The 26,421-nt window shown below is 42.4% G+C and carries 23 protein-coding genes and 1 pseudogene; 19 read left to right on the top strand and 5 right to left on the bottom strand.

The genetic code is table 11. From position 1 onward, the window contains the following. The first annotated feature begins 145 nt into the window (after positions 1 to 145). Together U2718_RS28500 and U2718_RS28495 are read left to right on the top strand one after the other, a co-directional pair. On the top strand, positions 146 to 730 hold the full coding sequence (locus U2718_RS28500; RefSeq protein ID WP_341993600.1) for a YdeI/OmpD-associated family protein: 585 nt from the start codon (positions 146 to 148) through the stop codon (positions 728 to 730). 6 nt (positions 731 to 736) lie between these two features. Next, positions 737 to 1,099, top strand: a complete 363-nt coding sequence (locus tag U2718_RS28495) for a DUF4351 domain-containing protein (protein WP_341993598.1) — start codon at positions 737 to 739, stop codon at positions 1,097 to 1,099. 185 nt (positions 1,100 to 1,284) lie between these two features. Here U2718_RS28495 and U2718_RS28490 read toward each other — a convergent pair whose 3' ends face one another. After that, positions 1,285 to 2,319 carry an iron-siderophore ABC transporter substrate-binding protein gene (locus U2718_RS28490; RefSeq protein WP_341993596.1) on the bottom strand — a complete coding sequence of 345 codons (1,035 nt, stop codon included), beginning with the start codon at positions 2,317 to 2,319 and terminating at the stop codon, positions 1,285 to 1,287. Continuing rightward, the gene (locus tag U2718_RS28485; protein ID WP_341993595.1) at positions 2,307 to 4,922 is read right to left on the bottom strand and encodes a TonB-dependent siderophore receptor; all 2,616 of its coding nucleotides are present in this window, start codon (positions 4,920 to 4,922) and stop codon (positions 2,307 to 2,309) included. The genes U2718_RS28490 and U2718_RS28485 overlap by 13 nt, the downstream gene beginning before the upstream one ends. A 218-nt stretch (positions 4,923 to 5,140) precedes the next feature. On the opposite strand from U2718_RS28485, the gene U2718_RS28480 reads away from it, so the two are divergent. The 3 genes from U2718_RS28480 to U2718_RS28470 all read left to right on the top strand — a co-directional run bounded on the left by U2718_RS28480 (position 5,141) and on the right by U2718_RS28470 (position 5,925). Then, a complete protein-coding gene (locus U2718_RS28480; RefSeq protein ID WP_341993594.1) occupies positions 5,141 to 5,353 on the top strand; it encodes a hypothetical protein in 213 nt (70 codons plus the stop codon). Positions 5,354 to 5,440: 87 nt separating this feature from the next. Continuing rightward, positions 5,441 to 5,665, top strand: a complete 225-nt coding sequence (locus U2718_RS28475) for a hypothetical protein (RefSeq protein ID WP_289790893.1) — start codon at positions 5,441 to 5,443, stop codon at positions 5,663 to 5,665. Further along, positions 5,662 to 5,925, top strand: a complete 264-nt coding sequence (locus U2718_RS28470; protein ID WP_341993591.1) for a type II toxin-antitoxin system RelE/ParE family toxin — start codon at positions 5,662 to 5,664, stop codon at positions 5,923 to 5,925. Before U2718_RS28475 ends, U2718_RS28470 begins: the two co-directional genes overlap by 4 nt. A gap of 36 nt (positions 5,926 to 5,961) precedes the next feature. On the opposite strand, the gene U2718_RS28465 is transcribed toward U2718_RS28470, so the two are convergent. Continuing rightward, the gene (locus U2718_RS28465; protein ID WP_341993589.1) at positions 5,962 to 6,984 is read right to left on the bottom strand and encodes an AraC family transcriptional regulator; all 1,023 of its coding nucleotides are present in this window, start codon (positions 6,982 to 6,984) and stop codon (positions 5,962 to 5,964) included. Positions 6,985 to 7,363: 379 nt separating this feature from the next. On the opposite strand from U2718_RS28465, the gene U2718_RS28460 reads away from it, so the two are divergent. Both U2718_RS28460 and U2718_RS28455 read left to right on the top strand, forming a co-directional pair. Next, positions 7,364 to 7,696 (top strand): Uma2 family endonuclease, encoded by a 333-nt coding sequence (locus U2718_RS28460; RefSeq protein WP_341993587.1) that lies wholly within the window; start codon positions 7,364 to 7,366, stop codon positions 7,694 to 7,696. 309 nt (positions 7,697 to 8,005) lie between these two features. Then, on the top strand, positions 8,006 to 16,624 hold the full coding sequence (locus U2718_RS28455) for a phytase (RefSeq protein WP_341993585.1): 8,619 nt from the start codon (positions 8,006 to 8,008) through the stop codon (positions 16,622 to 16,624). A gap of 197 nt (positions 16,625 to 16,821) precedes the next feature. Here U2718_RS28455 and U2718_RS28450 read toward each other — a convergent pair whose 3' ends face one another. Continuing rightward, complete coding sequence (locus tag U2718_RS28450; protein ID WP_411813381.1) at positions 16,822 to 17,034, bottom strand: NACHT C-terminal helical domain 2-containing protein; 213 nt, start codon at positions 17,032 to 17,034, stop codon at positions 16,822 to 16,824. A 488-nt stretch (positions 17,035 to 17,522) separates the two neighbouring features. Here U2718_RS28450 and U2718_RS28445 point away from each other — a divergent pair, with 488 nt between their 5' ends. The 3 genes from U2718_RS28445 to U2718_RS28435 all read left to right on the top strand — a co-directional run bounded on the left by U2718_RS28445 (position 17,523) and on the right by U2718_RS28435 (position 19,723). Then, positions 17,523 to 18,422 (top strand): acyl-CoA desaturase, encoded by a 900-nt coding sequence (locus U2718_RS28445; RefSeq protein WP_341993583.1) that lies wholly within the window; start codon positions 17,523 to 17,525, stop codon positions 18,420 to 18,422. A 328-nt stretch (positions 18,423 to 18,750) separates the two neighbouring features. After that, entirely contained in the window at positions 18,751 to 19,080 is a 330-nt protein-coding gene (locus U2718_RS28440; protein ID WP_341993581.1) for a pentapeptide repeat-containing protein, read from the top strand. 157 nt (positions 19,081 to 19,237) lie between these two features. Next, a complete protein-coding gene (locus tag U2718_RS28435) occupies positions 19,238 to 19,723 on the top strand; it encodes an allophycocyanin (protein WP_341993579.1) in 486 nt (161 codons plus the stop codon). A 346-nt stretch (positions 19,724 to 20,069) separates the two neighbouring features. Here U2718_RS28435 and U2718_RS28430 read toward each other — a convergent pair whose 3' ends face one another. Continuing rightward, positions 20,070 to 20,330 (bottom strand): hypothetical protein, encoded by a 261-nt coding sequence (locus tag U2718_RS28430; protein ID WP_341993578.1) that lies wholly within the window; start codon positions 20,328 to 20,330, stop codon positions 20,070 to 20,072. Positions 20,331 to 20,773: 443 nt separating this feature from the next. On the opposite strand from U2718_RS28430, the gene U2718_RS28425 reads away from it, so the two are divergent. From U2718_RS28425 to U2718_RS28385, 9 genes and pseudogenes are all read left to right on the top strand, one after another. Further along, on the top strand, positions 20,774 to 21,175 hold the full coding sequence (locus tag U2718_RS28425) for a fasciclin domain-containing protein (RefSeq protein ID WP_341993611.1): 402 nt from the start codon (positions 20,774 to 20,776) through the stop codon (positions 21,173 to 21,175). 288 nt (positions 21,176 to 21,463) lie between these two features. Further along, entirely contained in the window at positions 21,464 to 21,616 is a 153-nt protein-coding gene (locus U2718_RS28420; RefSeq protein ID WP_341993577.1) for a hypothetical protein, read from the top strand. Positions 21,617 to 21,619: 3 nt separating this feature from the next. Next, complete coding sequence (locus U2718_RS28415) at positions 21,620 to 21,979, top strand: response regulator (protein ID WP_341993609.1); 360 nt, start codon at positions 21,620 to 21,622, stop codon at positions 21,977 to 21,979. Between the two features lie 21 nt (positions 21,980 to 22,000). Next, positions 22,001 to 22,156 (top strand): annotated as a pseudogene (locus tag U2718_RS28410) (Rieske (2Fe-2S) protein); the annotation flags it as partial. 111 nt (positions 22,157 to 22,267) lie between these two features. Then, positions 22,268 to 22,696 (top strand): photosystem II assembly protein Psb34, encoded by a 429-nt coding sequence (psb34, locus tag U2718_RS28405; RefSeq protein WP_341993574.1) that lies wholly within the window; start codon positions 22,268 to 22,270, stop codon positions 22,694 to 22,696. A 78-nt stretch (positions 22,697 to 22,774) separates the two neighbouring features. Continuing rightward, positions 22,775 to 22,972 (top strand): NblA/ycf18 family protein, encoded by a 198-nt coding sequence (locus U2718_RS28400; RefSeq protein WP_016876721.1) that lies wholly within the window; start codon positions 22,775 to 22,777, stop codon positions 22,970 to 22,972. A gap of 135 nt (positions 22,973 to 23,107) precedes the next feature. Continuing rightward, complete coding sequence (locus U2718_RS28395) at positions 23,108 to 23,905, top strand: DUF2993 domain-containing protein (protein ID WP_341993572.1); 798 nt, start codon at positions 23,108 to 23,110, stop codon at positions 23,903 to 23,905. A gap of 317 nt (positions 23,906 to 24,222) precedes the next feature. Continuing rightward, positions 24,223 to 24,567 (top strand): hypothetical protein, encoded by a 345-nt coding sequence (locus tag U2718_RS28390; RefSeq protein ID WP_341993570.1) that lies wholly within the window; start codon positions 24,223 to 24,225, stop codon positions 24,565 to 24,567. 150 nt (positions 24,568 to 24,717) lie between these two features. Continuing rightward, positions 24,718 to 26,307, top strand: a complete 1,590-nt coding sequence (locus tag U2718_RS28385) for a B12-binding domain-containing radical SAM protein (protein WP_341993568.1) — start codon at positions 24,718 to 24,720, stop codon at positions 26,305 to 26,307. The last annotated feature ends 114 nt before the right edge of the window (positions 26,308 to 26,421 follow it).

The following is a 26,421-nucleotide window of genomic DNA, read 5'->3' as shown; positions in this document are numbered from 1 at the left end:
TTTAATTTAGTTATTAATGACACAGATCCCCGACTTCTTTGAGAAGTCGGGGATCTTGTTTTTCATGAACAATTTAGGACTACTATATAAGAGTGCTATACCGTACAAATGTTGATAAAATTCAAACATGAAATAACTTTCTATTATGTCTAAACCTAATAATCAACTGTACACCTTTTATGCCAAAAATCGTGAAGAATGGCGAGAATGGTTAGAGCAAAACCATCAGATATCCGGGGGTGTATGGCTCGTCTACTATAAAGTAAAAAGTGGTAAACCAAGCATTAAATATAGTGAAGCAGTCAAAGAAGCCTTATGCTTTGGTTGGATTGACAGTAAAGTTAAATCATTAGATGAAAAACGTTATATGCAAATATTTACACCCCGCAAACCGAAAAGCGTATGGTCAAAGTTAAATAAGCAATATATTGAAGAACTTATAGAACAAGGTTTGATGACTAAAGCCGGTTTGGAAAAAATTGAAACAGCAAAAAAAGATGGTTCATGGAATACGTTAGATGCGATAGAAGAGTTAATAATTCCGACAGTTTTAAAGCAAGAATTAGAAGCAAACGAAACTGCCAAGATGCATTTTGAGACATTTAGTAACTCATCTAAAAAGAATATCCTCTTTTGGATTGAAAGTGCTAAACGCCAACAAACAAGGTTGAAGAGAATTGAACAAACTATAATTGCAGCAGCACAGAATAAAAATCCTTTAACACGATGATAACTAATGTCCTTGGATAATTTATTGCAACAAGTTGTGGAAAAAGTTAATCAAATTTCTGTGAACAAACGAGGAGAAATATCTGCTTATACGCAAATCTTAGCGGGATTAAAATATAGGAAGGATTTAATTCGACAATTATTCCGGGAGGGTATGATGCGCGAGTCAGTAATTTATCAGGAAATCCTTGAGGAAGGACTACAGGAGGGAGAAAAACGAGGATTACAAAGAGAAAGATCGCTTGTTATGCGTCTATTAACCCGACGGGTAGGAGTATTACCTCAAGAGGTACGTCAGCGCATAGAAACTCTACCTTTGGAACAATTGGAAAATCTCGGTGTAGACGCGAAGCGGCTTCTCGTAGAGTAGCGTTGCTTGATTTTAGCAGTATGGGTGATTTACAAGTTTGGATTAATCAACAAGGCTTTTTGTTTGGGGTTGATTTTTGCTAAGTAATATAATTTTGTGTGGCTACAGGTGGAATTTTTGCGAAAATAGCATATGGCAACAGTTGAGGACATTGTTTCCAGAATAACGTGTGTTTGGGCATTACTTTAAGGAGTGTTGACGAGGTATTTGTAGAGGTCATCAATTACAGCATCAGCAGCAAGCAAGCTGTTCCCAGCCCACGCACCACTATCGACAAGATAAACCTGACCTTGCTGAACGGCTTTGAGCTTCTTCCAGAGCGGCTTTCGTTGCAGATTTTCAAGCTTATTTTTGTCTCTTGAGTCAAAAACTAGAACAAATAAAACATCACCGTCTATTTCCTGAAGTCTTTCTTCAGAGATATTCAAGATGGAACCAAAAGGTGTAACAACATTTTGTAATTCTGGGCGTTGCAATCCAATATCATCCAGAATAAAACCCGAAAATGAATTTTTGGCGTGAGCCAAGATAACTCCACCACCAAGATTAATAACAGAAATTTTCTTGTCTTGATATTGATCGCCTAATGCTATTTTTAGTTCTTCAATGCGCTGATAATAGCGATCCCAGGCTTGCTGTGCAGCTTCCTCTTTTCCTAATGCCTTAGCTACAAAGCTAAAATTTTCTTTCCAAGATGGTGGACCCTGCCAGGGAGCCAAAACGGTAGGGCTAATCTGAGAAAGTAGAGGATAAATATCCTGAGTAGCTTGCCAACTCAAAATTAAATCGGGCTTAAGCTCCAATATTTTCTCCAGGTTAGGCATGTACGTTTCGCCTACGTCCTGTATCCCTGCTGCCTTATCTCCCAGAAAAGTTTGATTGCTTAGATAAGTCGCAGTTGATTCCTCTGACAAATCATAGCCAAGACCGTAGCCAGAAGAGGTGCTACCAATTGGCTTAATATCGAGAAGAATAGCATGAGCTAAAGTCAAAAAAGGAATGGTAACAACCCGTTTAGGATGATTCGGAACGCAAGTTTCTCCTGCAATATGCTGCACGACCCGGCATTCTGGAGCTGATTGTTCCGAATATTTGGCAGTGTAATTAACGTTTCTGCCACAAGCCAAAACGACTGAAAAAACCAAGATTTCCAGGAAGAGCAGATAAGTAGTACGGCATTGCAATATTTTCACTGGTGTAGCTTTACTTAAAACTCCCATGAAATCGTACCCTGTACTGTGAATGGTTCTCCAGGATAAACTCGTAATCTACTTGCAGCACTTTCAAAATAATCTACGTTGAATAGATTCCTAAAGTTGAGGGCAGCACGAAACCGATCGCGTTTATAGAAAACTGCTGCATCTGTTCGCAAATAGCTCGGAAGTTGGAATGTATTGCCTAAATCACCTTGCCGCTCCCCTGCAAAGAATAATCCCAGCCCAAATCCTAAGCCTTGAAAATCTCCTGATTGAATCTCGTAGGTTGTCCATAGGTTTATGGCATTTTTAGGGATATTTCTCAAACGATTACCTTTAGGCAGGGTATTGTCTTCAGTAATTTGAGCATCGGTGTAAGCATACCCCGCAATAATGTTCCATCCTGGCAAAATCTCCCCTTGAACGGTAAGTTCAACACCCCAGCTGCGCTGTTCCCCAGTTTGATTTGAAAATCCTGGTGGTACGCCGGGTCTAGTGTCAGCCGTTAAGACATTAGAGCGGGTCAAGTCGTAAAAAGCGAGGGTCGCAGACAATTGCTCATTTAAGTCTGCCTTGACTCCAACTTCATACTGGGTACCCCGTTCAGGCTGAAATTGGCTTCCATCAAAAGCAACTCCAAGTGCTGGGTTAAATGATCTGCTGTAGCTGGCATAGAGTGAAATCGGCTGGATAGGCTGATACACAATGCCTAAACGGGGGCTAAAGGCATCACCCGACTGGTCTTCGTCTTGTAATATCTGCCTAAATAGGTCAAACCGTCCGCCCAGCAATAATTTTAGATTATCTGTCAGCGTCACTGTATCTTGGACATAAATCCCAATCGAATCTACTGTGTTGCGAAAAGTACTCTCAATGTTAAGAGGGTCTCCGGGCTGTCCATAAACTGGGTCAAATAGATCTATCGGGGCAGCATTTCCGTATCTGTCTTGATATCTATAATCGTACCTATTTAGCGATAGACCAAGAACTAACTGATGCTCAATTGAGCCAGTTGAAAATTTCCCGATTAGGTCTGTTGACAAGTCATAGGTCTCCCAGTTGCCAGAACTGGCATAGTTTATACCCTCTAGGGTTCGGTTATCGGGGCGAAGACCTGTCGGGATGAAATACCTTTCATTAGTATCATCAGATAATAACCCTACCTGAAATGAATTTTGTAGCGACCAGTTGTCACTGAATTGATGTTCTAATCGATATCCAATTCTGCCGAACACTCTATCAGCGCGACCTTCAGGATCTCCAGGAAAGCGGTTACGCGATATGCGTCCATTTGGGTTGAGAAGCACGGTGCCAACGGCGGGTATACCAAAATAAGGGGTATAGTTTGTATCTGTATATTGTGCTTCTAATGTTAGAAGCGTGCGTTGACCAATTTCAAAACTTACAGTTGGCGAAATGGTAAACTTCTGGTCTTCATAGAAATCGACAAAGCTACCCCGATCTAAATAGGATGCATTTAGGCGATAGAGAACCGTCCTAGAGTCATTGAGTGGTCCAGATAAATCGATTCCACCTCGATAGAAGTCATAGTTACCAATGGTGGCATCAATAGCATAAAATGGATCTTGCAGGGGTTGTTTCGTTACCACGTTAATGATTCCACCTGGAGCAGCACCACCGTAAAGAACGGAAGCCGGACCTAAGAGTACTTCGACTCTTTCGACATTAGAGAAATCAGTTGCAAGTGCATTTCCTGCAAGACGATCTCTCAATCCGTTCCTGAGAAAATTACTCTGATCGGCTGTGAAGCCTCGAATGTTAAAAAGGTTGGCAAAGTAGAGCGAAGAGACGTTTGTAGTTATACCAGGAACGTTTCTCAGAGCTTCTTCCAAGCGAATGACATTTTGGTCACGCAATACTTCCTGGGGTACAACCTGAATCGACTGGGGAATATCCCGCAATGGTGTATTCGTCCGCGTCGCTGTACTTGCATTTGGTACGTTATAGCTATCTTGTTCCCCCGTAACCACCAACTCAATCGGCTCATCCTGCTGCGCTGCTGGTTGCTGTTGCTGTGTATCAGTTGTGGGCTGCTCTGGTTCTGGTTGCAGTGGAGGCTGCATTGCAGTTGCGGCAGAAGTTATACCAAAAACCAGACCTACATTATCATCAAATAACTCAACCGTTGGTAAAGCCTTCTCTGCGATTACCGTCAACCGCACAGTATTCGCATCAACATTCGTAACCGTTATTTCAGTAATTCCCTCCACTGGTTTTTCCGAGCGAAATATGAAAGCATCTCCATTGGGTAAACGCAGCTGGGCATTAGGAATATCAACAATAAAGTTATTCTCAGCACTACGATTGGTGATTTGCAGTTGTTCCCCCTGAGTGGTTTGTAAAATCACCTCTACACCTTTATCTGTGGGATTAGCTTTCACACCCGTAATTGTTACAACATCCTCTTGGGAAATAGGGGAATTAGTTGATGACTGTACCAACATTCGAGCGCTAGTTGCAGGAAGTTCGATTTCGCTCAAGTGGGGAATCTCTGCATCATTTTCTGGTTTTGTATCAGCCCAAACTGGTTGCGATGTAACTAATAACAAAGCTACAATCCATAACTGCCAATTTAACCGCCCAAAAGCCACTAAAAATTTTTGCATAACTCCTACACCTGTAGATAAAGATTCTCAAATACCCCCGTAGAGTTAGATTACGAGGTTTGATCTAGTTCCGTCTATCTGTAGAAGTGCATTTTTATATCACTTAAGTGGCTTTTTAGCAAAAATATAAAATACTGACTTGTGTTCTAATCATGTTGGACGAAGGTTACTTGCGTAAAAAGCGGTATAATTCTAAGAGAGTTTGCTATCCACCACAAATGACTAATCAGCAGCTTGAAGAATATTCTCAACAACTAGAAATGCGAGTTGCAATTTTAGAAAAAGAACTAGCAAAGATTAAACAAACATTAGCTGAGTCCCTCAAGAGAAAAGAACCCTGGTGGTTAAAAGTTGCGGGTAGCTTTGAAAACGACCCTACTTTTGATGAAACAGTTTGTCTTGGACAAGAATGGCGTAAATTAGCTAAGTAAAGTTACCAAGATGAATCTAAGCTTTAAGCTTTTTGTGAGCGTGAAATTAAAGACAAAAGTAACTTCTCTCGACGACGAGGTTTAAATATGGAACATACAATAGATAAACAAGCATTACTCAAGGCAATTTATGCTGAGTTAGAAAATGCTTATGATGACACTTTACAAGAAATTTTAGAACTACTCAAAATTCGTAATCAAGAAGATAAAGAGGATGAAAGAGAATTTGAAGAAGGATTAAAAGATATAGCAGAAAACGGTACTATTCCTTGGGAAGAGATTAAACGGAATATGAAAAGAAATATTGCATGATTTATAAAGTTGAATTTTCTAAGGGTGCATTGAAGCAATTTAATAAACTTTCTCTAGAACTGCAAGAACGCATCCAAAGGAAAATTGATGAACTTGCAAACGACCCACGTCCTAGTGGCGTTGTAAAACTTAAGAACGGCGAAAACCGCTATCGAGTTAGAGTAGGTAATTATCGTATTTTATACAATATTTGTGATGATATTTTATTAATAACTGTAGTCAGAATAGGTCATCGTAGAGAAGTTTATCGAGAAGAATAGTAAAGTAACACAATCTGCTTAAATCCCCTCATGATATTATTTAAGCGACTTTTTACCACATTGGAATTCTTTCGGTGAAACTCCAAATTTTTCTTTAAAAGCCTTGGCAAAATAACCCAAATGTGAATAGCCAACAGCGTTCGCTACTTCTGCAACTTGCATCTTACTTTCAGCTAACATCATTTTTGCTTGCTCCATGCGATAATCGTGTAAATATCCAAATACCGTAGTTCCAAATACTTCTTGAAAACAGTAACGCAGTTTGCGAACGCCAAAACCGACTAATTTTGCTAAATCAATTAGTGAGGGTGGATTCTCGATTCGACGAATTAAAATATCTCTAGCATAATAGGTTTTTTCAATATCTACAGGTCTTAAATTTGCAACTGCTCGAATAGCTTGTTCTTGATGCAAAAACTGATTTAATTGCAGTGCCAATAATTCTAAAACTCTACTTTCTAGATACATCCGCTTCATCATTCCCTGAAAAGGGGGTTCAAGAATTTGCTGCAAAACCACAAACATTGCTGGTGTAATTTTTCCAACAGTATAATGAAACCTGGGTGGAGAATTTTTCTTGATTAACGCTTGTAAGGAAGTTGGTAAATATTCAAAGCCTTGACTGAAAGTTTTAAATACATCAATATCTATATGAATAACTACCACTGATTCATACTCTCCATCTGAAAAATTATGAATTTCATCTACATTAGGTAAATAAAACAAATAGTTTTTTCCTACTTTCTCAATATAATCATCTGCGATTTCTTTAATTCTTGGGGTGATTGTTCGTAAATTCCCAGAAATATGAAACTTAGAAATTAATGGATAGGATTGTTCGTGGTGAGACCAAACTTTTAACTCTTGATGATGTATTGCATCTGCAATTATCAGTCTTAGTCCGGGACGTAGTTCAACTTCGTAAAATAATCCTGTAGCAAATTGATTTTCCCATTGACAAATCTCATCAAAACCATCATGATTTAATAATCGTTTACCATTTGTTTTGATACTTTCTTCACACAACTGGTCATATTCTTCTTCTGTTAGTATATGCATTTTTAAGTTTTATCTTGATATATTTGAAACAGCTATATGGGAGTTTTATCGCAGTGGATTTTCTGAGAATGTATTATGCCAATTCAGTTTTTGAGTGATATATGTTTAACCCCTCCCAACCTCCCCTTATCAAGGAGAGGCAGCCGCTTGCAGGGGTTTCCCCCGTTGTGCGGACTGGCGTGAGGTGCCGTAGGCGGTCGGGTTGTGTTACTTCTCCGATTTTTCCACAGCAATAAAGTGGTTGAGCAAATAAAAATTATTTTCAATAATCATACATAATATTCTCTTGACTCTCAATGGGTAGGTATTGGGACTTACGCACTCAGATCCCCCAACCCCTTAGAAAGGGGAGCCACTATGCCTTTGCGGGTTTCTCGACTTGCGACATTGCTTTGTCAAAACCTTAGGTGAAGTTTACCTAGAACACCATCCTTACCCTGAAGATATTTTCTGGGTGATTGAATTCTCCAATGCCACTCTCAGCAAATATTTAGGTGAGAAAAAAGAAATTTACGCTGAGGCAGACATTACTGAATATTGGGTTGTCAACCTGAAAACACCGCAACTAAAAGTATTTCGTGAACTCAAAAATGGGCAACACACAACTGAACTGACACTCACCACAGGCACTATTTCAACCCTAGCCTTTCCTGATGTATCGATACAAGTTGAGCTCCTCATCGGTGTAGCGAAAAAATCTAAGGAACTATAATTTGAGGATATATTTTCTCATCATACCGTGATTCATAATCACAAACTTGTGTATTTTTTACTTAAATTTTGCCTAGCAAATAATCCTCGTTCTTAACCTTTTGCTAGCTAATTCTTAATATTTTTGAGGTATTTTCTTTTACTGAATACAAATTTATACCAAAAAGCATACAGCGCTCTCTGGTTAACTTCCAGCCACGGTAGTTAATTAAACTTGTCCCATTCCCACGGAAGGAAAAACAGAAGCGTAAGTTTGCTATCTTCGCTTGCATCCCAGCTAGTAATTAGCGGTCAACAACTCATAATCAAGATGGAAACTTCTAGCACAATTCGTTTTGCTCAGTTTAATGCTTCCCTCAACCGCAATACTGAAGGTCAGTTAGTAACCGATTTATCTACCCCCGATAATGCTCAGGCAAAAGCTGTTGCCGAAATTATCCAACGTACCAACCCGGATATTCTACTGATCAACGAGTTTGACTACATCCAAGAAAATCCTTTGCAACCAGTCCAACTTTTCTTGGAAAATTATCTTGGTGTTAGTCAAAATGGTGCAACTCCCGTGAGCTACCCCTATGTTTACATTGCTCCCTCCAATACTGGTATTGCTTCGGGATTTGATTTAAACAACAACGGCACAGTAGTCACCACTCCAGAAACACCAGGATACGGCGACGATGCCTTTGGTTTTGGCAATTTCCCCGGACAATTTGGCATGGTGCTGCTCTCCAAACATCCTATCGATACTGCCAATGTCCGCACCTTCCAAAATTTCCTCTGGAAGGATATGCCTGGATCTTTGCTACCTACCATTGCCACTCCTGGCTCTTCTGAACCTTGGTACTCGCCAGAGGAACAAAATATTTTGCGGCTTTCCTCCAAGAGCCACTGGGATGTACCCATACAGGTGAACGGAGAGACAATTCACGTCCTTGTTAGCCATCCTACACCACCAGTGTTCGATGGTCAGGAAGACCGCAACGGCAAGCGCAACCACGATGAGATTCGCTTTTGGGCAGATTACATCACTCCTGGTAACGGAGATTACATTTATGATGATGGTGGCAAACAAGGTGGACTAGCTGCCGGCTCGCGCTTTGTGATTATGGGCGACCAAAATGCCGATCCATTTGATGGTGACAGTTATAACAATGCTATTCTGCAACTTTTGCAGAACCCCAATATCAATACTAATTTCATCCCCACCAGTCCCGGCGCTCCTCAACAGGCAATTTTACAGGGTGGTGCAAACCTCAATCAAAAGGGTAATCCCAGCTTTGACACCGCAGATTTTGCTGATTCGACTCCTGGGAACCTGCGAACAGATTACGTGTTACCTTCTGTTGACTTGACAATTGCTGATTCAGGAGTATTTTGGCCCCTCAATACCGATCCTTTATTTCCCTTAGTAGGCACTTTCGATCCTAATCTTCCCGGTGGTTTTCCCAGTTCAGATCACCGTCTGGTGCGGGTAGATGTGCAGTTAGGAGCAACGCAACCAGGTAAGACTATTCCCAGCGCCGAATTTCAGGGACAAACTACTTTCCCTACAGGCTTTATTCCCCCTGGTGCAGCAGGAAGTGTAAATGGAACACCGACTGCTTTGGGTGGACTATCGGGCATTACCTACGATGCTGCTACAAATCAGTTCTACGCTATTTCAGACGATCGCTCTCAATTTGCTCCTGCCCGCTTTTATACTTTCACTGTCGATTTAGCTAACATTGCCACAGCGGGAGTAACTTTTACCAATGTTACGCCCCTCAAAGATAGTAGTGGCAACTTCTTTGCACTCAACAGCCTTGATCCTGAAGGTATTGCCCTCACCAACAACGGTACAGTTTTCGTCTCCTCCGAGGGCGAAGTAAATCCTAGTGCAGGACGAGTCAGCGATCCTTTCATTAAAGAGTTTTCCGTGGCTACCGGAGAGGAAGTGCGTTCTCTGCCCGTACCCAAAAAGTTTTTGCCAGTAGTAGAGGATACCAACGGTAATGGCGTTATCGATGCAGGCGATACGCAGACATCAGGTGTTCGCAACAACCTAGCCTTTGAAAGCCTCACCATCACACCCAACCAGAAAACTCTATTTACAGCTACCGAAAACGCCCTCTTCCAAGACGGGGCAGTTGCCTCTACCACGACAGGCACCCGCTCTCGCATTCTGCAATACAATTTAGTTACCGGACAGCCAGAAAAGGAATACCTCTACATTACCGATCCGGTTGCTGTACCGCCAAACCCAGCAGATGGATTTAATACTAATGGCTTAGTAGATTTACTGGCAATTGACAACCGCGGGACTTTACTGGCGCTAGAGCGTTCTTTCTCCTCTGGAGTTCCCGGCACAGGCAATACGATCAAAATCTACGAAATTTCGCTTCAAGGTGCAACTGACATTAGCACCATCGACTCTCTCGATAATTTGAGCGAAACTCAACTAGCAGCAATTCAACCTGCCCAAAAGCGGCTGTTATTGAATCTCGATTCCCTGAACTTACCCACTGGTACAGATAACATTGAGGGTATTGCCTTCGGCCCCAAATTACCAGATGGCAGACAATCGATAGTTTTGGTGAGTGACAATAACTTCAGCCAAACCCAATTTACCCAAATCCTAGCTTTGGATGCAGACGTAGTTCCCACCGCCGCTCCCAGAGTTGAAACCCGTCCCGATCTACTGGACGATGAAACACTGCCCACAAGTCAACGTGCGGATGCTGACGATCCAGCTATCTATATAAATGCGACTGATTCCGCTAAAAGTCTGGTACTAACAGCAGTTAAAAATGCCGGATTGCGGGTTTATAACTTGTCTGGAAACCTATTGCAGGAAATAAATCCTGGTGGTATTCGCTACAACAACATCGATTTGCAATACGGTTTTAAATTGGATGGTCAATCAATAGATATTGCCGTTGCTAGCGATCGCCAAAACGACAAACTCGCAATTTTCAAAATTAACCCCAACCCCACCACCCCCGGTCAATATTTAGAAGACATTACCGACAGCAGTATTGGTACTCTCTTCCAAGCAGCACCCTTTAGTCCTCCCTATGAACCATCATCGCGGAGTGCTTACGGAGTTGCCATGTACCGTAGCCCCATCACCAATGATTACTACGTCTTTGTCAATCGTCGCGAAACCCCAGATGTAGCACAGTTCAAACTCATAGATCAAGGTAATGGCAAAATTGGGGCTGAACGAGTGCGGGAGTTTACCATCCCCACAGCCGATGGAGTCGATCCGCAAACTGAAGGCATGGTTGCCGATCAAGAAACCGGCTTCCTCTATATTGGGCAGGAAAATGTCGGTATCTGGAAGTTCCAAGCAGAACCCAATGGTGGCACAACAGGTAAACTGATCGATAAAGTCAAAGCCTTGGGCGGTAATTACCTTAGCGATGATGTTGAAGGATTAACCATCTACTACGGCAAAAATGGCACAGGTTATTTACTCGCATCCAGCCAAGGAGACAACACCTTTGTAGCTTATACCCGTGAAGGCAACAACGAATACATCGGGCGCTTTGGTGTAGGTAACAACGGTGCAATTGACAGCGTACAAGAGTCGGATGGCGCAGATGTCATCAATGTACCGCTTGGCCCCAAATTCCCATTTGGCTTATTTGTCACTCAAGACGGCTCCAATGAACCTGCCGTAACTGTTGATGGTGAAAATATCAACACTAACTTTAAGCTCGTACCTTGGGAAAACATTGCCAAAGCTTTCCCCGAACAACTAACTATTGACACCAGCAGTTACAATCCCCGCACTCCCGTTGCCCAGCCCAAGCTAACTACCTACGAATTTAACAACCTGCCCAAGTTAGGAACCACCTCTTCTGGGCAAGATATTCTCCTGGGCGGTTTCTCCGGGCTTTATTTCCAAGGACTCTCAGCAAATGGCAATCTCAAGTTTGTCACCCACACCGATCGCGGGCCAAATGGAGAAAGTATCGGTGCCAACAGACCATTTCCCCTGCCTGACTTCCAGCCAGAAGTGGTTAGTTTTGAACTTAACCGCACTACGGGTGAAATTAGGATTACCAAGAGAACAGGGTTATTTCGGCAAGATGGCAAAACGCCGCTCACAGGATTGCCCAACCTCCAAGCTGCTGCAAACGGTACGGCTTACACCGATGAAATTCCTGTAGATCTAGCAAACAAAACCCTGCAAAACGATCCGCTAGGTGCTGACTTGGAGGGGATTATTGTTGCCCCAAATGGCGACTTGTGGATGGTAGATGAGTACCGCCCGGCAATTTACCACTTTGATAGCAATGGTAAACTAATTGACCGCTTCATTCCCGAAGGTGATGCTACTAACGCGAGCAAAAATGGCGGCACTTTTTACGGTACGCCCGTGCTACCTGCTGTTTACGCCCAAAGACGGAATAATCGCGGCTTTGAAGCTGTGGCGCTGGATGGTACAAAACTTTATGCCTTTATTCAAAGTGCAATTGATAATCCAGATGTCAGCAATGATGCAACTTCTAGAAATTCTCGCAATTTGCGAATTCTAGAATTTGACACAGTTACAAAGCAGGTAACGGGAGAGTATCTATATATCCTGGAAGGTTTACCGGGAACTGACAAAATAGGCGATGCTGTCGCTCTCGGCAATGGTAAATTCGTGGTGGTAGAGCGAGACGACGAAGGTGATAACACTGCCAATAAGTTGATCTACCAGATTGACTTGGCAGGAGCGACTAATATCAATAATCCTGCTTTCTTGGGTACATTGCCTGCCGATAAGACTATCGAACAGTTAACCACTGAAGAATTAGCTGTAGCCAAGATAAATCCTGTCAGCAAGAGCCTCATCGCCAATGCTGCTCAACTTGGTTATACCGGAGTTGAAAAACTGGAAGGATTAGCACTGGTAGCACCAAATACTCTGGCTCTGCTCAACGATAACGATTTTGGTGTGACAGAAACTCAAGCCAATCCTGATGGCAGCATTGACATCAAAGTCGCTTCTCTTCCGGAAAAACTCGGTATTCTTGAGTTACCCAATAACCTGGAAGTCGCTTCTCCACCCAAAGTTACACTTAAAGGTTTCGCCTCACTCCCAGCCGATACCTTCGCAGAAGGGCCTCCATCAGGCAGTGCAATTACAGGTAATACCAACGGACGCACTGTTCCATTTGCTAAACAACCAGTGCAAGGATTTAGCGGTGTCCAGTTTGCCGATGACAATTCCTTCTGGTTCCTTTCTGACAACGGTTTTGGCGCTAAGAACAACAGCGCAGATTATCTACTGCGGATTTATCGCATCGATCCTAGCTTCCGAGGTGCAGAGGTTGGGGGTGATGGTAGTGCCAAGGTGTTGGACTTTATCCAATTATCTGACCCCGATCGCAAAGTTCCCTTCGAGATTGTGAATGGAAATACAAGCGATCGCCTCTTAACTGGTGCAGATTTCGATGTAGAATCTATCGCGATCGCTGCTGATGGCACAATCTGGATTGGAGATGAATTTGGCCCTTATTTGCTCCACTTCGATGCCACTGGCAAGCTGTTAGATGCTCCCATCCCCACACCAAATACAGTCAATTTAAATACATTAGATGGTAAACCACCAATTGTAATCGGACATCGTGGTGCTAGTGGGGAACTACCAGAACACACTCTGGGAGCCTATAAATTAGCAATTGAACGGGGAGCAGACTTCATCGAACCTGACCTAGTTTCTACTAAGGATGGTGTATTAATTGCTCGCCACGAACCAAACTTGATTGCCACCACCGATGTTGCAGATCGTCCGGAGTTTAGCGATCGCAAAACCACGAAAATTGTTGATGGCAAGGCAGAAGAAGGCTTTTTTGCTTCTGATTTTACCCTGGCAGAAATCAAAACACTGCGGGCAAAGATGCCGCAAAGCTTCCGTACCCAAGCATTTAACGGCGTGTATGAAATTCCTACGTTTGAGGAAATCATCGAGCTAGTTAAACAAGTTGAAAAAGACACGGGACGTAAAATCGGCATTTATCCGGAAACCAAGCACCCGACTTTCCACGATCACCTGGGCTTGTCTCTCGAAGAACCTCTGCTAGCAACTTTAGAGAAAACTGGATTTACCGATCCCAGTCGAATATATATCCAGTCTTTTGAAGCTAGCAACCTCAAAGAACTGAATCAGAAAACCGACATCCCTCTGGTTCAACTCTTAGATGCAGTTGATGTCAAAGATGATGGAACGCTAATTGAAACTCAACCCTACGATTTTGTTGTTAATGGTGATTCTCGCACCTACGCAGATTTGCGATCGCCTCAAGGCTTGCAAGAAATAGCCACCTATGCTGATGGTATCGGCCCGTGGAAGCGAATGATAGTCTCGGTGAAAGCTGTCGATACAAATGGCGATGGACAACCCGACGATATCAACGGCGACGGTGTAATTAATGATGCCGACAAAACCCTCACCGAACCAACTTCTCTAGTAGAAGATGCCCATGATGCCGGGCTATTGGTACACCCCTATACCTTCCGCGATGAAGAACGTTACTTGGCATCAGATTATGACGGCGATCCTGCACAGGAATATAAGCAGTTCATTAATTTAGGTGTTGATGGCTACTTCACTGACTTTCCTGGTACGGGCGATGTAGCACGCGATCAAATTACCGCAGAGATTGTGCGATCGCCCGATCATCCCGATGTACTCAAAAAGACTGAGTTTCAAACCCTAGATGGCAATGCACCTATTGTCATCGGGCATCGAGGCGCGAGTGGTTTACGTCCAGAACACACATTGGCAGCCTACAAATTAGCGATCGCTGATGGGGCAGATTTCATCGAGCCAGATTTGGTAGCTACGAAAGACGGGGTTTTGGTAGCGCGGCACGAAAATGCCCTAGCAATTCTCAACGCCGATGGCACGGTGAACACTACCGACACTAGTACAGACATTTACCTGCGTCCAGAATTTAGCGATCGCAAAACTACTAAAATTATCGATGGACGTAGTGTTACGGGTTGGTTTACCGAAGATTTGACTTTGGCAGAACTGAAAACCCTCAATGCCATTGAACGTCTGCCCAATCTGCGCTCAACCAAATTTGACAACGACAACTTAAAGGTTCCCACTCTCACAGAAATTATTGATTTAGTGAAGCAGGTAGAACAAGAAACTGGACGCAAAATTGGCATATATCCAGAAACTAAGCATCCTACCTACTTTGCAAATATCGGTATCAATTTGGGTGAGAAGTTAGTTGATACCTTAGTTGCTAACAACTTCACCGATCCAAAGCGGGTATTTATTCAGTCTTTTGAGGTGGGTAATCTCAAGGAACTGAAAAATGACTTGATGCCAAAGGCTGGCATTGACTTACCCTTGGTTCAGTTATTTGGTGGCTTAACAGGCAAGCCCTATGATTTTATTGTCAGTGGCGATTCCCGCACATACGGCGACCTCACCCAGCCAGCAGAACTGGCTAAAATAGCAGAGTATGCCACTGGAATTGGCCCCAACAAACGGTTGATTGTCCCCGCTGATACAGTAGATCGTGATAGTGATGGTAAACCGGATGACTTGGATGGCGATGGCACGATTACTGATGCCGATAGAGTTCTGGGTACTCCCACTTCCTTAGTGAAAGATGCCCACGCCGCAGGCTTGTTGGTACACCCGTATACCTTCCGCAACGAAGGCATTTTCCTGGCATCTGATTACAACGGCGATCCGCAAAAAGAATTTGAGCAGTTTATTAATTTAGGGGTTGATGGTTACTTTACCGACTTTCCCGGTACAGGCGATCTCGTGCGCGATCGCTTTGTGGGTGAGCCAGTTGTTTCAAATCTTGCTCGTTCCAGAGGTTTTGAGGGTTTAGCAATTAGCCCGGATAAACAAACTTTGTATCCGTTGCTCGAAGGCACTGTCTTCGGCGATCCTACTGGTTCGCTGCGCATCTACGAGTTTGATGTGGTATCTGAGCAATATAAGGGGCTATTTGGCTACTACCAGTTGGAAAATCCCAATCATGCCATTGGTGACTTTACCGCCGTCAACCACAACGAATATCTGGTGATTGAGCGAGATAACAATCAAGGTGCTGAAGCCAGATTCAAGAAAATCTATAAAGTTGACTTATCGAAAAAAGATGCCAATGGCTTTGTTGCCAAAGAAGAAATCGTCGATCTGCTGAATATTCAAGATCCTAACGACTTGAATCAAGATGGCAGCAGCAAGTTCACTTTCCCCTTCCAAACAATCGAAGATGTTTTGGTACTAGATGCTAAAACACTTTTGGTTGCCAACGATAACAATTATCCCTTTTCAGTGGGACGACCGCCAGACATTGACAACAACGAATTTATCATTCTGGAATTAGACAAGCCACTGAATCTGCTTACTCCCACTCCAGACATCCCAGACAACGAGGACAAAAATAACCCGTTTCATGATTTAGGTAAAAGCTGGCAAGAAAAGCTAGAAAAAAAACTAATTGATTTGCGGGATGTGACACAACAAGTGAAAGTTGAGTTTGTGGTTAACACAAAAGCGGCATTCAAAAACTTTGTCGGCTTCTATCAGGTAACCGATGAGATGGGTGGTATTGATATTAATGGCGATCGCACGGCAGATATTTTTCCTGGGCAAGATGGTTATACTCAAGCTGCTTTGGGTGGGCGTATTCCAGACGTTGACTTGACTGTGAGCAATCAAGCTACCTATACAGGCATTTTTCAGCCTGGCAGCATCTATGCACCATTTATTATTGCTAATGGTAAACCAGAAGCAATTTTAGATGGCAAGACTAATAACGATCCAGCAGTGTACTTCCCATTCTTAGGAGCAAATCCAGACAAGATGGATCATGTACATTTGTTAGATAACAACATCTTCTGTTTTGAGGATGTATTAGGAGGCGGCGACAAAGATTACAACGATTTTGTTGTGAAGGTGAATTTGAGTATTACCTAATACCAAGTTGCGTTCAAACATATTAGTTTTGGCAGGCAGGGGGGCAGGGGGAGAAATACTACCTATGATTGCAACTTAGTATAAGAATAGCGATCGCTTGATGGCGAATTTAGCTAATTCGATTGATATGCATTGAGTCTGCTATTTTTGTGCCCTGTGGGAAACTTCCCCAGGGACATTTATTTTTCATCTCAATGCTATTGCCATTCCCTATCTTCAAGTTCCTTTTGAGGCAACAATAAAGTTGCTTCAATTTTTTGCCTAATCGCAGCTGTTACCTCACAATTACTATTCAAGCAATCGAGCAATAACTGATTGGCATCATAGTAGCATGAGCGCCCAGAAAAAACCGCCAAATGGGTTATCGAGTCTTTAAGCCGACTTCTAACACCAAATTTTCCTGAGTCCACCCCTTGCGGGCAAACGCTCTTTTAGCCTGTTGAATTCCAATCTGTGATGCTTGGAGCGATCGCCTGACCATAAGACAAAAAACTCATATGAAAATTTCTGAACTTAAATTTTTATGAACACTAAGGATTTTATACCTTTTCTTATGCTATTTATCTTTTGCTCTAGTTAAATCATACAAAAGTCAGAAAACGACTATAATGTCATCCAAGTGTTTAAATTTTTGTAACAAATTCAAACGCTATTCACTCATCTTATACACCTCTAACCTTTGCCAAAACTTAATCTCAACCACCCATCTTTCATCCTGGAGGAGTACAAATTCAGAGCTTCTCTATGAACACTGGTTAGCTCTTTAGAGCGACGACAGTAGATAAGAACCTGATTACTATAACTAGAAGAGCGCAATATTACAGATATTTAAAACGAAGTTCTTATAGTTTTTTATAGTAATAATTGCTATTTCCGAAACTGATTCAAAAGCTTGCATATGTTATCAAGACAAGAATATAAAATAGATATTTTAGGCAATATTCCTTTTATATCAATTCATGTTAGTAGCCTATTAATTTTTTGGGTGGGTTTTAGTTGGCCTGCTCTCATTACATGCCTCACACTTTGGTTTATACGGATGTTTGGGATCACAGCAGGATACCACCGTTATTTTTCACATCGCACTTATAAAACAACACGTTGGTTTCAGTTTATTCTTGCTGTTTTAGGCAATTCCTCAGCTCAGTTAGGCCCGTTATGGTGGGCAGCGCGTCATCGTCATCACCATCGCTATGCAGATACAGAACAAGATATTCATTCCCCCATTGTTAATGGTTTCTGGTGGTCGCACATTGGCTGGGTGATGTGTCCTAAATATTCTAAAACAGACGAAAAGCAAGTCCGAGATTTTGCACAATATCCAGAGTTGCGGTGGTTAAACCGTTTCCATATGACTGTTCCTATTGTACTAGCAATCATTTTAACTGCGATTGGTATAGTGTTTCAATTATGTATTCCTCAGCTAAAAACGAGTGGGTTACAGATGCTTGTATGGGGATTTTGTTTAAGTACTTTGCTGCTTTATCATACTACTTTTACAATTAATTCTCTTGCCCATATCTTTGGTTATCGTCGTTTTAACACAACAGATAGTAGTCGCAATAATTGGTTTTTAGCTCTAATTACCCTCGGCGAAGGTTGGCATAATAATCATCATTATTATCCTGCTTCAGAACGACAAGGCTTCTACTGGTGGGAAATAGATGTTACCCATTACATTCTGAAGCTACTTTCATGGCTAAGAATCGTTTGGGATTTAAGAACTCCTCCCAGAAAAATCTACGATCGTTATGTTTTCAATACTCACAACTCAAACGTCTCAAATTATCAAAATTGATGATAGTAATGTCCATTTAAAGAACAACCTTCTCCCTTTCATTTACGCTTGCTTTATAGCGTTTACCGACCCAGTGAGGTACAGGAAGAAATAATTAACCACAGATAAACACAGATAAATTTGTACCTGAGCAGACTAGAAACCGCTATATAAAATTCTTAGTATGACTCTGTTTGGCTTCAATAATAGTCAGCAAGCAGTTGAGGAGATAATTCCCTGTACTTCACAGTATTCTTTTAGACTCCAATCGGCTGAACAATGAGAGTGTAAAAAGATGCGATCGCAAAGAGTGAACTTGTGATGTTACAGTGGCACATTGTGGATTATAATGAACAAACATAGCGACAACGCTACACGTTGCGAGGCAACCAATATGGATGCCAATAAAGTTTTGAGGCAATATGCAGCCGGGGAAAGAAATTTTAGAGAGGCAGACTGGAGAGGGATTAGTTTAGCTAAAGCAAATTTGAGTGGGGTAGATTTGACTGGGACACACTTGAGCAACGCAGATTTGAGCGACTCAGATCTAAGCAATGCTAATCTAAACTGGGCTGAACTCAAAGGAGCCAATCTAAGCAGGGCTAATCTGAGAAGAGCAAAAATGCCTAATGGGAGAATGCACAACGATCGCTTAAAGTCTGCCAATTATTTTGGCTAATACCTAACAATTAATCTGCCATTTGTGAGCGGTGTCGTTAATCTAAAAGCACCGCTCATCGCCAGATGCTACACTGCACCCTTTGCAGAGCTAGGTTCAAACTGCAAACAATTTAATCGTTTCAGATAGACCTAAATTTAATTTCAGGAGTTTGTTAATGAGTATTATTACCAAGATGATTGTGAATGCAGATGCCGAGGTTCGCTATCTCAGCCCTGGAGAACTGGATCAGATCAAGATCTTTATTAAGAGCAGTGAGCACCGTCTACACCTTGTGGAAGTTTTAACTCAAAGCCGCGATCGCATTATTAAGCAAGCTGGAAACCAACTCTTCCAAAGGCGTCCCAGCCTTGTTTCTCCAGGTGGAAATGCCTACGGCAACCAGATGACTGCCACCTGCCTGCGGGATATGAATTACTATCTGCGCTTGATCACTTACAGTGTTGCGGCTGGAGACGTTACGCCAATTCAACAGATCGGAATCGTTGGTGTTCGCCAAATGTACAGATCCCTCGGCACCCCTATTGACGCCGTTGCCGAAAGTGTCCGTGCCATGAAGAACATCACTAGCTCGATGTTGTCTGGAGAAGATGCGCTTGTTGTTGGCACTTACTTCGACTATCTAATTAATGCTCTCCAGTAGACAACAGGAATTACTTCAACAGCGATGTCTAGCCACAAGCTGCTCCGCGTCTACGCGCGTCACAACCCAGATAACCGATAGTCTTGGCTAAATTCTGGAGATGGGGTTTGAGGACTGTTGACTCAAACCATTCGACCTTAGTTTACTGAGACTGATTGAACTGGGAGCATCTCATTTTTTAAGGTAGTTCAAACAGACAATAATCCGTTGGGGTAGACACAGCGACGGGCAAGGACTTGAGGTACATTTTTCCGCTTCCACTGCGCTCCGGAAATCTTAGTTCGATTCAACTTATTTCCATGTAATACTTGCTAGGGCAGTATTCTTAGCAATCTACGATGTTGCTTTATCTTAATTCAACATCTTGCTCAAAAACCAAGATCAAATCATTTACGGTTTTTTTGTACTGAAAACCATAATCTAATAAAGCTTGCTTTAAAGTTTCCAACTGAGATTCTTCGATTTGATTCTTGAGCGCTATCTCAATAGCTTCTTTATTGACTGTAAAACTAAAAAAATCTTTAAACTGGCTATAATCCCAGTTTAATTTTCTGGCTGCATTTAACTCAATGGCTGCTAATGTATCATCAAATTTATTTGTAACCATAACTTTGTCTCTCGCATGAGCTTAACTACATTCTAACAATCCAACAAAGAAAAATTAAAGGACAATATTAATACAGAGCTAAGAAAGACTGCAAGATATTTTATTTTATATTTAAAAAATCAACCTTTTGATAAATGTATATAAGAAAATTCTAAAGTAGCAGTTTATAGTTTTCTAAAAGCTCACAGGATACAAGTTGGGTAACTGGAAGAACATACTATCTCAGCAATAACCTTCCATTTTAATTTTAGTGATAATACTGTTGTATTTACTGAAGCATAATTTGAGATGATAAGCTTGCAATTTATTTTAAAAATTGGAATATTTATATTAAAAACTATACAACTTATACGCTAATCAAACGCTTGCTCAAACATGATATATGACAACAGGGTGCCATACTAAACCTTGTTAACAGATTCCACGCTCACTAGGTGAAATACATAGCTGACATTGTTGATATTGCTGTTAATGCTGGTTCTTTCAGCACCCTAGTAGCTGCGGTCAAAGCTGCTGGTCTGGTAGATACTCTTAAAGGGACTGGATCATTCACCGTTTTTGCGCCCACTGATGAGGCGTTTGCAAAGCTTCCTAAAGGTACAGTAGACGCATTGCTTCAGGACATTCCCAAGCTCAAAAAAATCCTGACCTGTCATGTTGTTTCAGGCAAAGTGATGGCGGCAGATGTGGTGAAGCTGAAATCGGCTACAACGGTTGAAGGTGAAGATGTGAAAATTGACGCTTCTAATGGTGTCAAGATAAACAATGCCACAGTCACAACACCAGATGTTGCTGCTGATAATGGTGTGATCCATATCATTGATACAGTGTTGATTTCTGCGTAAGCAAACGCTTAGATAGGAAATAGTATCTATGGGGCAGTGACTATAAATAGAAATAGTCACTGTCCCACAACTTTTTGGATGTTTTTAGTAAAAGAATATAGAAGGAATTCAGAACTGAAACTTTCCTTACTTTTCATGTCGAAGTTAACCAAATAACCCCAGAAATAAAACAGCAACTTGTCATGCTGTAGGGGAATCAATAAGACATCAGTTACCTTCCAGTTAACTCCTGTTTGAACGATCAACTTTTTACAACAGCTTGCACGTGAAATCTGGATTGGAGTTGCGATGTATACAAATAATGAATTTCCTACTAATTTTTCATTCCTCCAAGGGCTGCGAGTACTGGTTGTAGACAATAATGTCGATTTCTGCGATTTGATTGCGATGCTGCTGCAACTCTATGGTGTTGAGGTGCAAAAAGCGTTTTCAGTCCAGTAAACTCTGGAAATATTTGGGCAATGGCCACCTGATGTCCTCGTGAGTGATATTGCTTTGCCAAAGGAAGATGGTTATGCCCTGATTCAACAAGTGAGAACCAACGCGGGAGAGCGAGGGGAAGTGGTGCTAGCCATTGCTGTGACGGGCTATGTCAATGAAAAGATGCTTCAACGTGCTCTGTGTGCTGGGTTTGACCTGTGGTTCACCAAACCCCTGGATATTAATGAGTTCCTTGCTGTGCTTGCCACTTTAGCGATTTGCCAACAGTCTTCATACGCGATCGCTCAACAGATTTTAGGTCATGTTCCTAGACATGGTGATTTAAATCCTGAAAAGCAGTTAGAACCGTCAGTTTCAAGTTAGCATGGTCAAGATGCGCTTCCCCAAGATGCGCGGAAGGTGGTGAAAGTGGGTAACCACGCGATTTTACTCCTGCATCACAAAGAGCAGATCTATGCGATGGATAATGCCTGTCCTCACATGAGGCTGCCTCTGCAAGGTGGCAAAATAACGGAAGACAATGCAATCGTTTGTCCGTAAAGATGTTATCAATAAAATAACAGATAATAATATCACAAGTATATCAACCTCGTAAACCTCGTAAATAATTCGTTATAATAACTATATAGAACTTTACATGAGGTCACGCCCATGCGCTACACCGATAAAGAAGGGAAGACCCTCAACCTTGATGATTGTATGACTGCTGACAGCTTCTTTATTGAAGCTGAAGTGTACATCTGCGAGCCATTGGAAATGCATTTCAACAAAGAAGGAGAGTTAACAGCAGGAAACAAACCGAAGAAAGCAATTGCACATCTTCGTAGTGATGGCAGTGAACTGATCCCCGCTGAAGTTCAAGCGCGTAGGCACAGAGACGGCAGTCAATTGCTGAATATGCCTCTCGCAACTGGCTACACATTAGATGATGAGGGAATGATTAATAACTACGCAATTCAGCCTGGTATGTCCTTGGCAGAGTATCCCTCACCAGAACAGCAACAGCGCTACATCTTCCAAGGGGCAGTAGCTATCCTGTTTGTTGCTCTGACACTGATGACTGCATTTGCTGTGAGCTAGGTATTTAGGTTCAGACTTAAGATATCTAGCTAGGATTGACTCTCTAGTTTTCGTCCCAATTTGGTACAGGAGCCAGCGATGAATCAGCCCATCAAATTATCTTTAGAGCAAGAATTTAGCATCCGTTGCTTTGCCGACCAAGTACAGCATATGTCCCGTGAACAAGCCCACGAGTTTTTACTCATGTTGTATAAGCAGATGATTATTCAGGATATAACGTACCAGCAATTGCTGAAACATGAGTGGAGGCTAGATTCAGGCACCGTCTCTAGCTAAAGCTTGGTCATTTTATTTTTGTTCACAATGCCAGAAAACGAGGCCAAACCCTGCTAGCATCAATGCTTGATTACCTCCTCAACTAGCTCCCTGGCATCCATATTGAGCCGAAGAAGTTTTGTGGAGGAAACCTCTATGTTTGGCAGCCGTAATGATTTAACTAATCCCACTGGAAGCGATTGGGGAGAGCGCTTACTCAACACTGTTGCTAGCAAAACGATTCGTTACTTATTTACTCAAAGCGAGTCAGTAGAAGTCTTTGTCCAATGCCACCCTTCCAGTAAACTCTTGCAAGGCAGCATCGATGGCTTCAAAATGAATGGCCGTGGGCTTGTCATCCGCAATGATTTCAGGGCGGAAGAAGTGTCTTTTCAGACCGATGCCGTAGCAATTGACTTCAGCAGTGTTTTGAGCGGCAAACTCACTCTCAAGCAACCTACCCAAGCGGTGGCTCAAGTCATCCTTTCAGAAGCAGGCATCAACCACGCTTTCAAGGCGGAACTGGTGAAAAAGCGTCTGGTGAATCTCTCCCTGCCTGCCTTATCCGACATATCTACCAGTGAGTTGGTCTCTTTTGAAGCCATCCAGTTAAAGTTGTTGCCCAACAATCGGGTGCGAATTTGGGCTAAGGCCGACCTAAGCAACGGCGAACTAGTGCCAATCAGCCTGAGTGCAACCATAGCCATTGAGCGGCGACGCCGCCTTGCTTTCTACGATCCGAAGTTTGAACCAGACACCGTGCCAGAATTTCAACGGCACATATCTGAAACTTTGAGCGCCGTATTAGCTCAAGTTTTGGATTGCATGGTTGATTTGGATCGCTTTGATCTCGATGGCATTACGATGTGGCTCAACCGATTAGAAACCCAAGGTCAACAGTTGATATTCAGTGGCTATGCCCAGATCGAGCGCATGTCCGCTAGCTACAGCTAACATTACGCTTTTTTACACATCTCAGTCGGGCGACGTATAACCTTAATATGCCCCTTAGTAGAAGTTTATAAAGATGTTGAATTCTGAAATTGAGTTAAGTCTGGATGAGAAAAGATAGAGTAGAACCAATTATTTTTGTCTAGTTATAAATAGTCAAGAAAATAAACCGCACAAAATGATGAGAAAAATGTTATGACTCTTTTAAAAATTGAAGATTTTGATTGCAACTATTATAAAAGTTTTGATGCCAAGGACAGCGAGACTGCGATCTGTATAGCAGCAACGCCAAAATTTGTTAACTTAACCCAAGAGAACTAATGTTAGACTTCAACACCTTGACTGAATTCTCAAGCACTTACTGTATTGGCATTTGTGCCTTTCTAATTCCAGCCAACCTGCTTGCTACCTCATTGACAATAATTTTTACACTGTTGCATCGTCCGGCTGTTCAGGTCTGGCAAGCTGCTGGAATTGCCAATATCTTTGCTCTACTCATGATACTGCATGTACTTGCTTGGTTCATGATTGGAGTAGTTATGGCTCCTACATACATTTTGTTGGGTTTGGCAAGTATCTGTCTATTAGCGAATTTAGGGGCAATTCTTAGACATAGACGCTTTGTGAGAGCTTATAATTACACTACAGTTTCTATCGGTATTTAGCTTGGTTAACAGGCGAGCTAAACTTAATGTCTTTAAAGACTCTAAATTCTAGTAATCTAAGTTAATCAGCGTGTATCTTACTCTCCAGCGAGTGGTATTTTGAATACACCATTCAGTCTCAGCGAGGGATACAGTTAATTGGAGGTTTTTATGAATATTTTGCTCCTGTATCCCCTTTTTCCAAAAAGCTTTTGGTCGTTTGAGAAGACCCTGGCATTACTCAATCGCAAAGCTATGTTGCCACCGCTTGGGTTAGTGACGGTTGCCGCTATTTTGCCGCAGGAATGGGAATTTAAGCTAGTTGATCGCAATATACGCGAAGTTAACCAAGCAGAATGGGATTGGGCAGATTTGGTGATTCTGTCTGCCATGATCGTGCAAAAGGAAGATTTATTAAAGCAAATCCAGGAGGCGAAACGTAGAGGAAAACGGGTAGCAGTAGGTGGGCCTTACGCAACTGCATTACCTCAGGAAGTGATGGAGGTAGGGGCAGACTATTTGATTTTGGATGAAGGAGAGATAACTTTGCCCCTGTTTACCCTTGCGATCGCACGGGGCGAGCGATCGGGAATCTTCCGTGCCAATGGCGAAAGACCAGATGTTACCCATACACCCATTCCCCGGTTTGACCTGTTGGAATTCGATGCTTATGCAGAAATGTCAGTACAGTTTTCGCGAGGATGTCCCTTCCAATGCGAGTTTTGTGACATTATTGTGCTCTACGGTCGCAAGCCGCGCACGAAAACTCCGGAACAACTGCTTAAAGAACTCGATCGCCTCTACGAGTTGGGTTGGCGACGCAGCATTTTTATGGTGGATGACAATTTCATTGGCAATAAACGCAATGTCAAACTGTTCCTCAAAGAACTAAAACCCTGGATGGTGAAACATCAGTATCCTTTTTCCTTTGCCACAGAAGCCTCAGTCGATTTGGCAAACGACCAAGAATTAATGGATTGGATGGTGCAGTGCAATTTTGGAGCCGTCTTTTTAGGCATTGAAACACCAGATGAAGCTAGTTTGACTCTAACCCAAAAACACCAAAACACAAGGAATTCCTTGACTGAGGCAGTGAATGCGATCGCAAAAGCGGGCTTGCGGGTGATGGCAGGATTCATCATTGGCTTCGATGGTGAGAAGGCGGGCGCAGGCGCGAGAATCGTGCAATTTGTAGAACAAACATCTATTCCTACGGCGCTGTTTAGTATGTTGCAAGCATTGCCTGATACAGCTCTGTGGCATCGCTTAGAAAAGGAAGGACGACTCCGCAGTAAGTCAGCTAACATCAACCAAACTACGTTGATGAATTACGTACCAACCCGTCCCTTAGAGGAGATTGCCCATGAATATGTAGAGGCATTTTGGCAATTATACGACCCAGCAAAGTTCCTTGATCGTGCCTATCGCCATTACCGAATTCTGGGCGAGGCAACTTATCCCAAGAAAGGTAAAGGTGCAAAAAAACCAATTAATTGGGTAACAATTCGTGCCTTATTGACCATATGCTGGCGACAAGGTGTCCTTCGCAAAACCCGTTGGCAGTTCTGGCGCAATCTTTGGAATATGTGGCGCTATAATCCAGGTGGGTTAAGTAGCTATCTGTCCGTTTGCGCTCAAATCGAGCATTTTGTGGAGTATCGCCAAATTGTCAAAAGGGAGATTAATGAACAAATAGCGCAGTTTCTGGCAGAGGAAGCGAGAAGCAAGATAGAGGTAGAAGCAGAGGCTGTAGTTGCTTAGAAGAGGATCGCCTTATCTCGTGCGTTTTCCTAGACTGAAAGATACAGCAGACCTGTTGGTTTGTAAAAATTTAAATACACAGATACCCGGCTCCATTTGAGAAGTCGGGTATCT

The organism is Chlorogloeopsis sp. ULAP02 (assembly GCF_038404745.2).
Taxonomy (GTDB): Bacteria; Cyanobacteriota; Cyanobacteriia; order Cyanobacteriales; family Nostocaceae; genus Chlorogloeopsis.
Note: the sequence above shows the minus strand (reverse complement) of the source record. Positions and strands in the feature narration are given on the sequence as shown.

Bases quoted from the DNA above. Each gene is read 5' to 3' on its own strand.
- U2718_RS28500 (WP_341993600.1), top strand. From the start codon at position 146: ATGTCTAAACCTAATAATCAACTGTACACCTTTTATGCCAAAAATCGT.
- U2718_RS28495 (WP_341993598.1), top strand. From the start codon at position 737: ATGTCCTTGGATAATTTATTGCAACAAGTTGTGGAAAAAGTTAATCAA.
- U2718_RS28490 (WP_341993596.1), bottom strand. From the start codon at position 2,319: ATGGGAGTTTTAAGTAAAGCTACACCAGTGAAAATATTGCAATGCCGT.
- U2718_RS28485 (WP_341993595.1), bottom strand. From the start codon at position 4,922: ATGCAAAAATTTTTAGTGGCTTTTGGGCGGTTAAATTGGCAGTTATGG.
- U2718_RS28480 (WP_341993594.1), top strand. From the start codon at position 5,141: ATGACTAATCAGCAGCTTGAAGAATATTCTCAACAACTAGAAATGCGA.
- U2718_RS28475 (WP_289790893.1), top strand. From the start codon at position 5,441: ATGGAACATACAATAGATAAACAAGCATTACTCAAGGCAATTTATGCT.
- U2718_RS28470 (WP_341993591.1), top strand. From the start codon at position 5,662: ATGATTTATAAAGTTGAATTTTCTAAGGGTGCATTGAAGCAATTTAAT.
- U2718_RS28465 (WP_341993589.1), bottom strand. From the start codon at position 6,984: ATGCATATACTAACAGAAGAAGAATATGACCAGTTGTGTGAAGAAAGT.
- U2718_RS28455 (WP_341993585.1), top strand. From the start codon at position 8,006: ATGGAAACTTCTAGCACAATTCGTTTTGCTCAGTTTAATGCTTCCCTC.
- U2718_RS28445 (WP_341993583.1), top strand. From the start codon at position 17,523: ATGTTATCAAGACAAGAATATAAAATAGATATTTTAGGCAATATTCCT.
- U2718_RS28440 (WP_341993581.1), top strand. From the start codon at position 18,751: ATGAACAAACATAGCGACAACGCTACACGTTGCGAGGCAACCAATATG.
- U2718_RS28435 (WP_341993579.1), top strand. From the start codon at position 19,238: ATGAGTATTATTACCAAGATGATTGTGAATGCAGATGCCGAGGTTCGC.
- U2718_RS28430 (WP_341993578.1), bottom strand. From the start codon at position 20,330: ATGGTTACAAATAAATTTGATGATACATTAGCAGCCATTGAGTTAAAT.
- U2718_RS28420 (WP_341993577.1), top strand. From the start codon at position 21,464: ATGTATACAAATAATGAATTTCCTACTAATTTTTCATTCCTCCAAGGG.
- psb34 (WP_341993574.1), top strand. From the start codon at position 22,268: ATGCGCTACACCGATAAAGAAGGGAAGACCCTCAACCTTGATGATTGT.
- U2718_RS28400 (WP_016876721.1), top strand. From the start codon at position 22,775: ATGAATCAGCCCATCAAATTATCTTTAGAGCAAGAATTTAGCATCCGT.
- U2718_RS28395 (WP_341993572.1), top strand. From the start codon at position 23,108: ATGTTTGGCAGCCGTAATGATTTAACTAATCCCACTGGAAGCGATTGG.
- U2718_RS28390 (WP_341993570.1), top strand. From the start codon at position 24,223: ATGTTAGACTTCAACACCTTGACTGAATTCTCAAGCACTTACTGTATT.
- U2718_RS28385 (WP_341993568.1), top strand. From the start codon at position 24,718: ATGAATATTTTGCTCCTGTATCCCCTTTTTCCAAAAAGCTTTTGGTCG.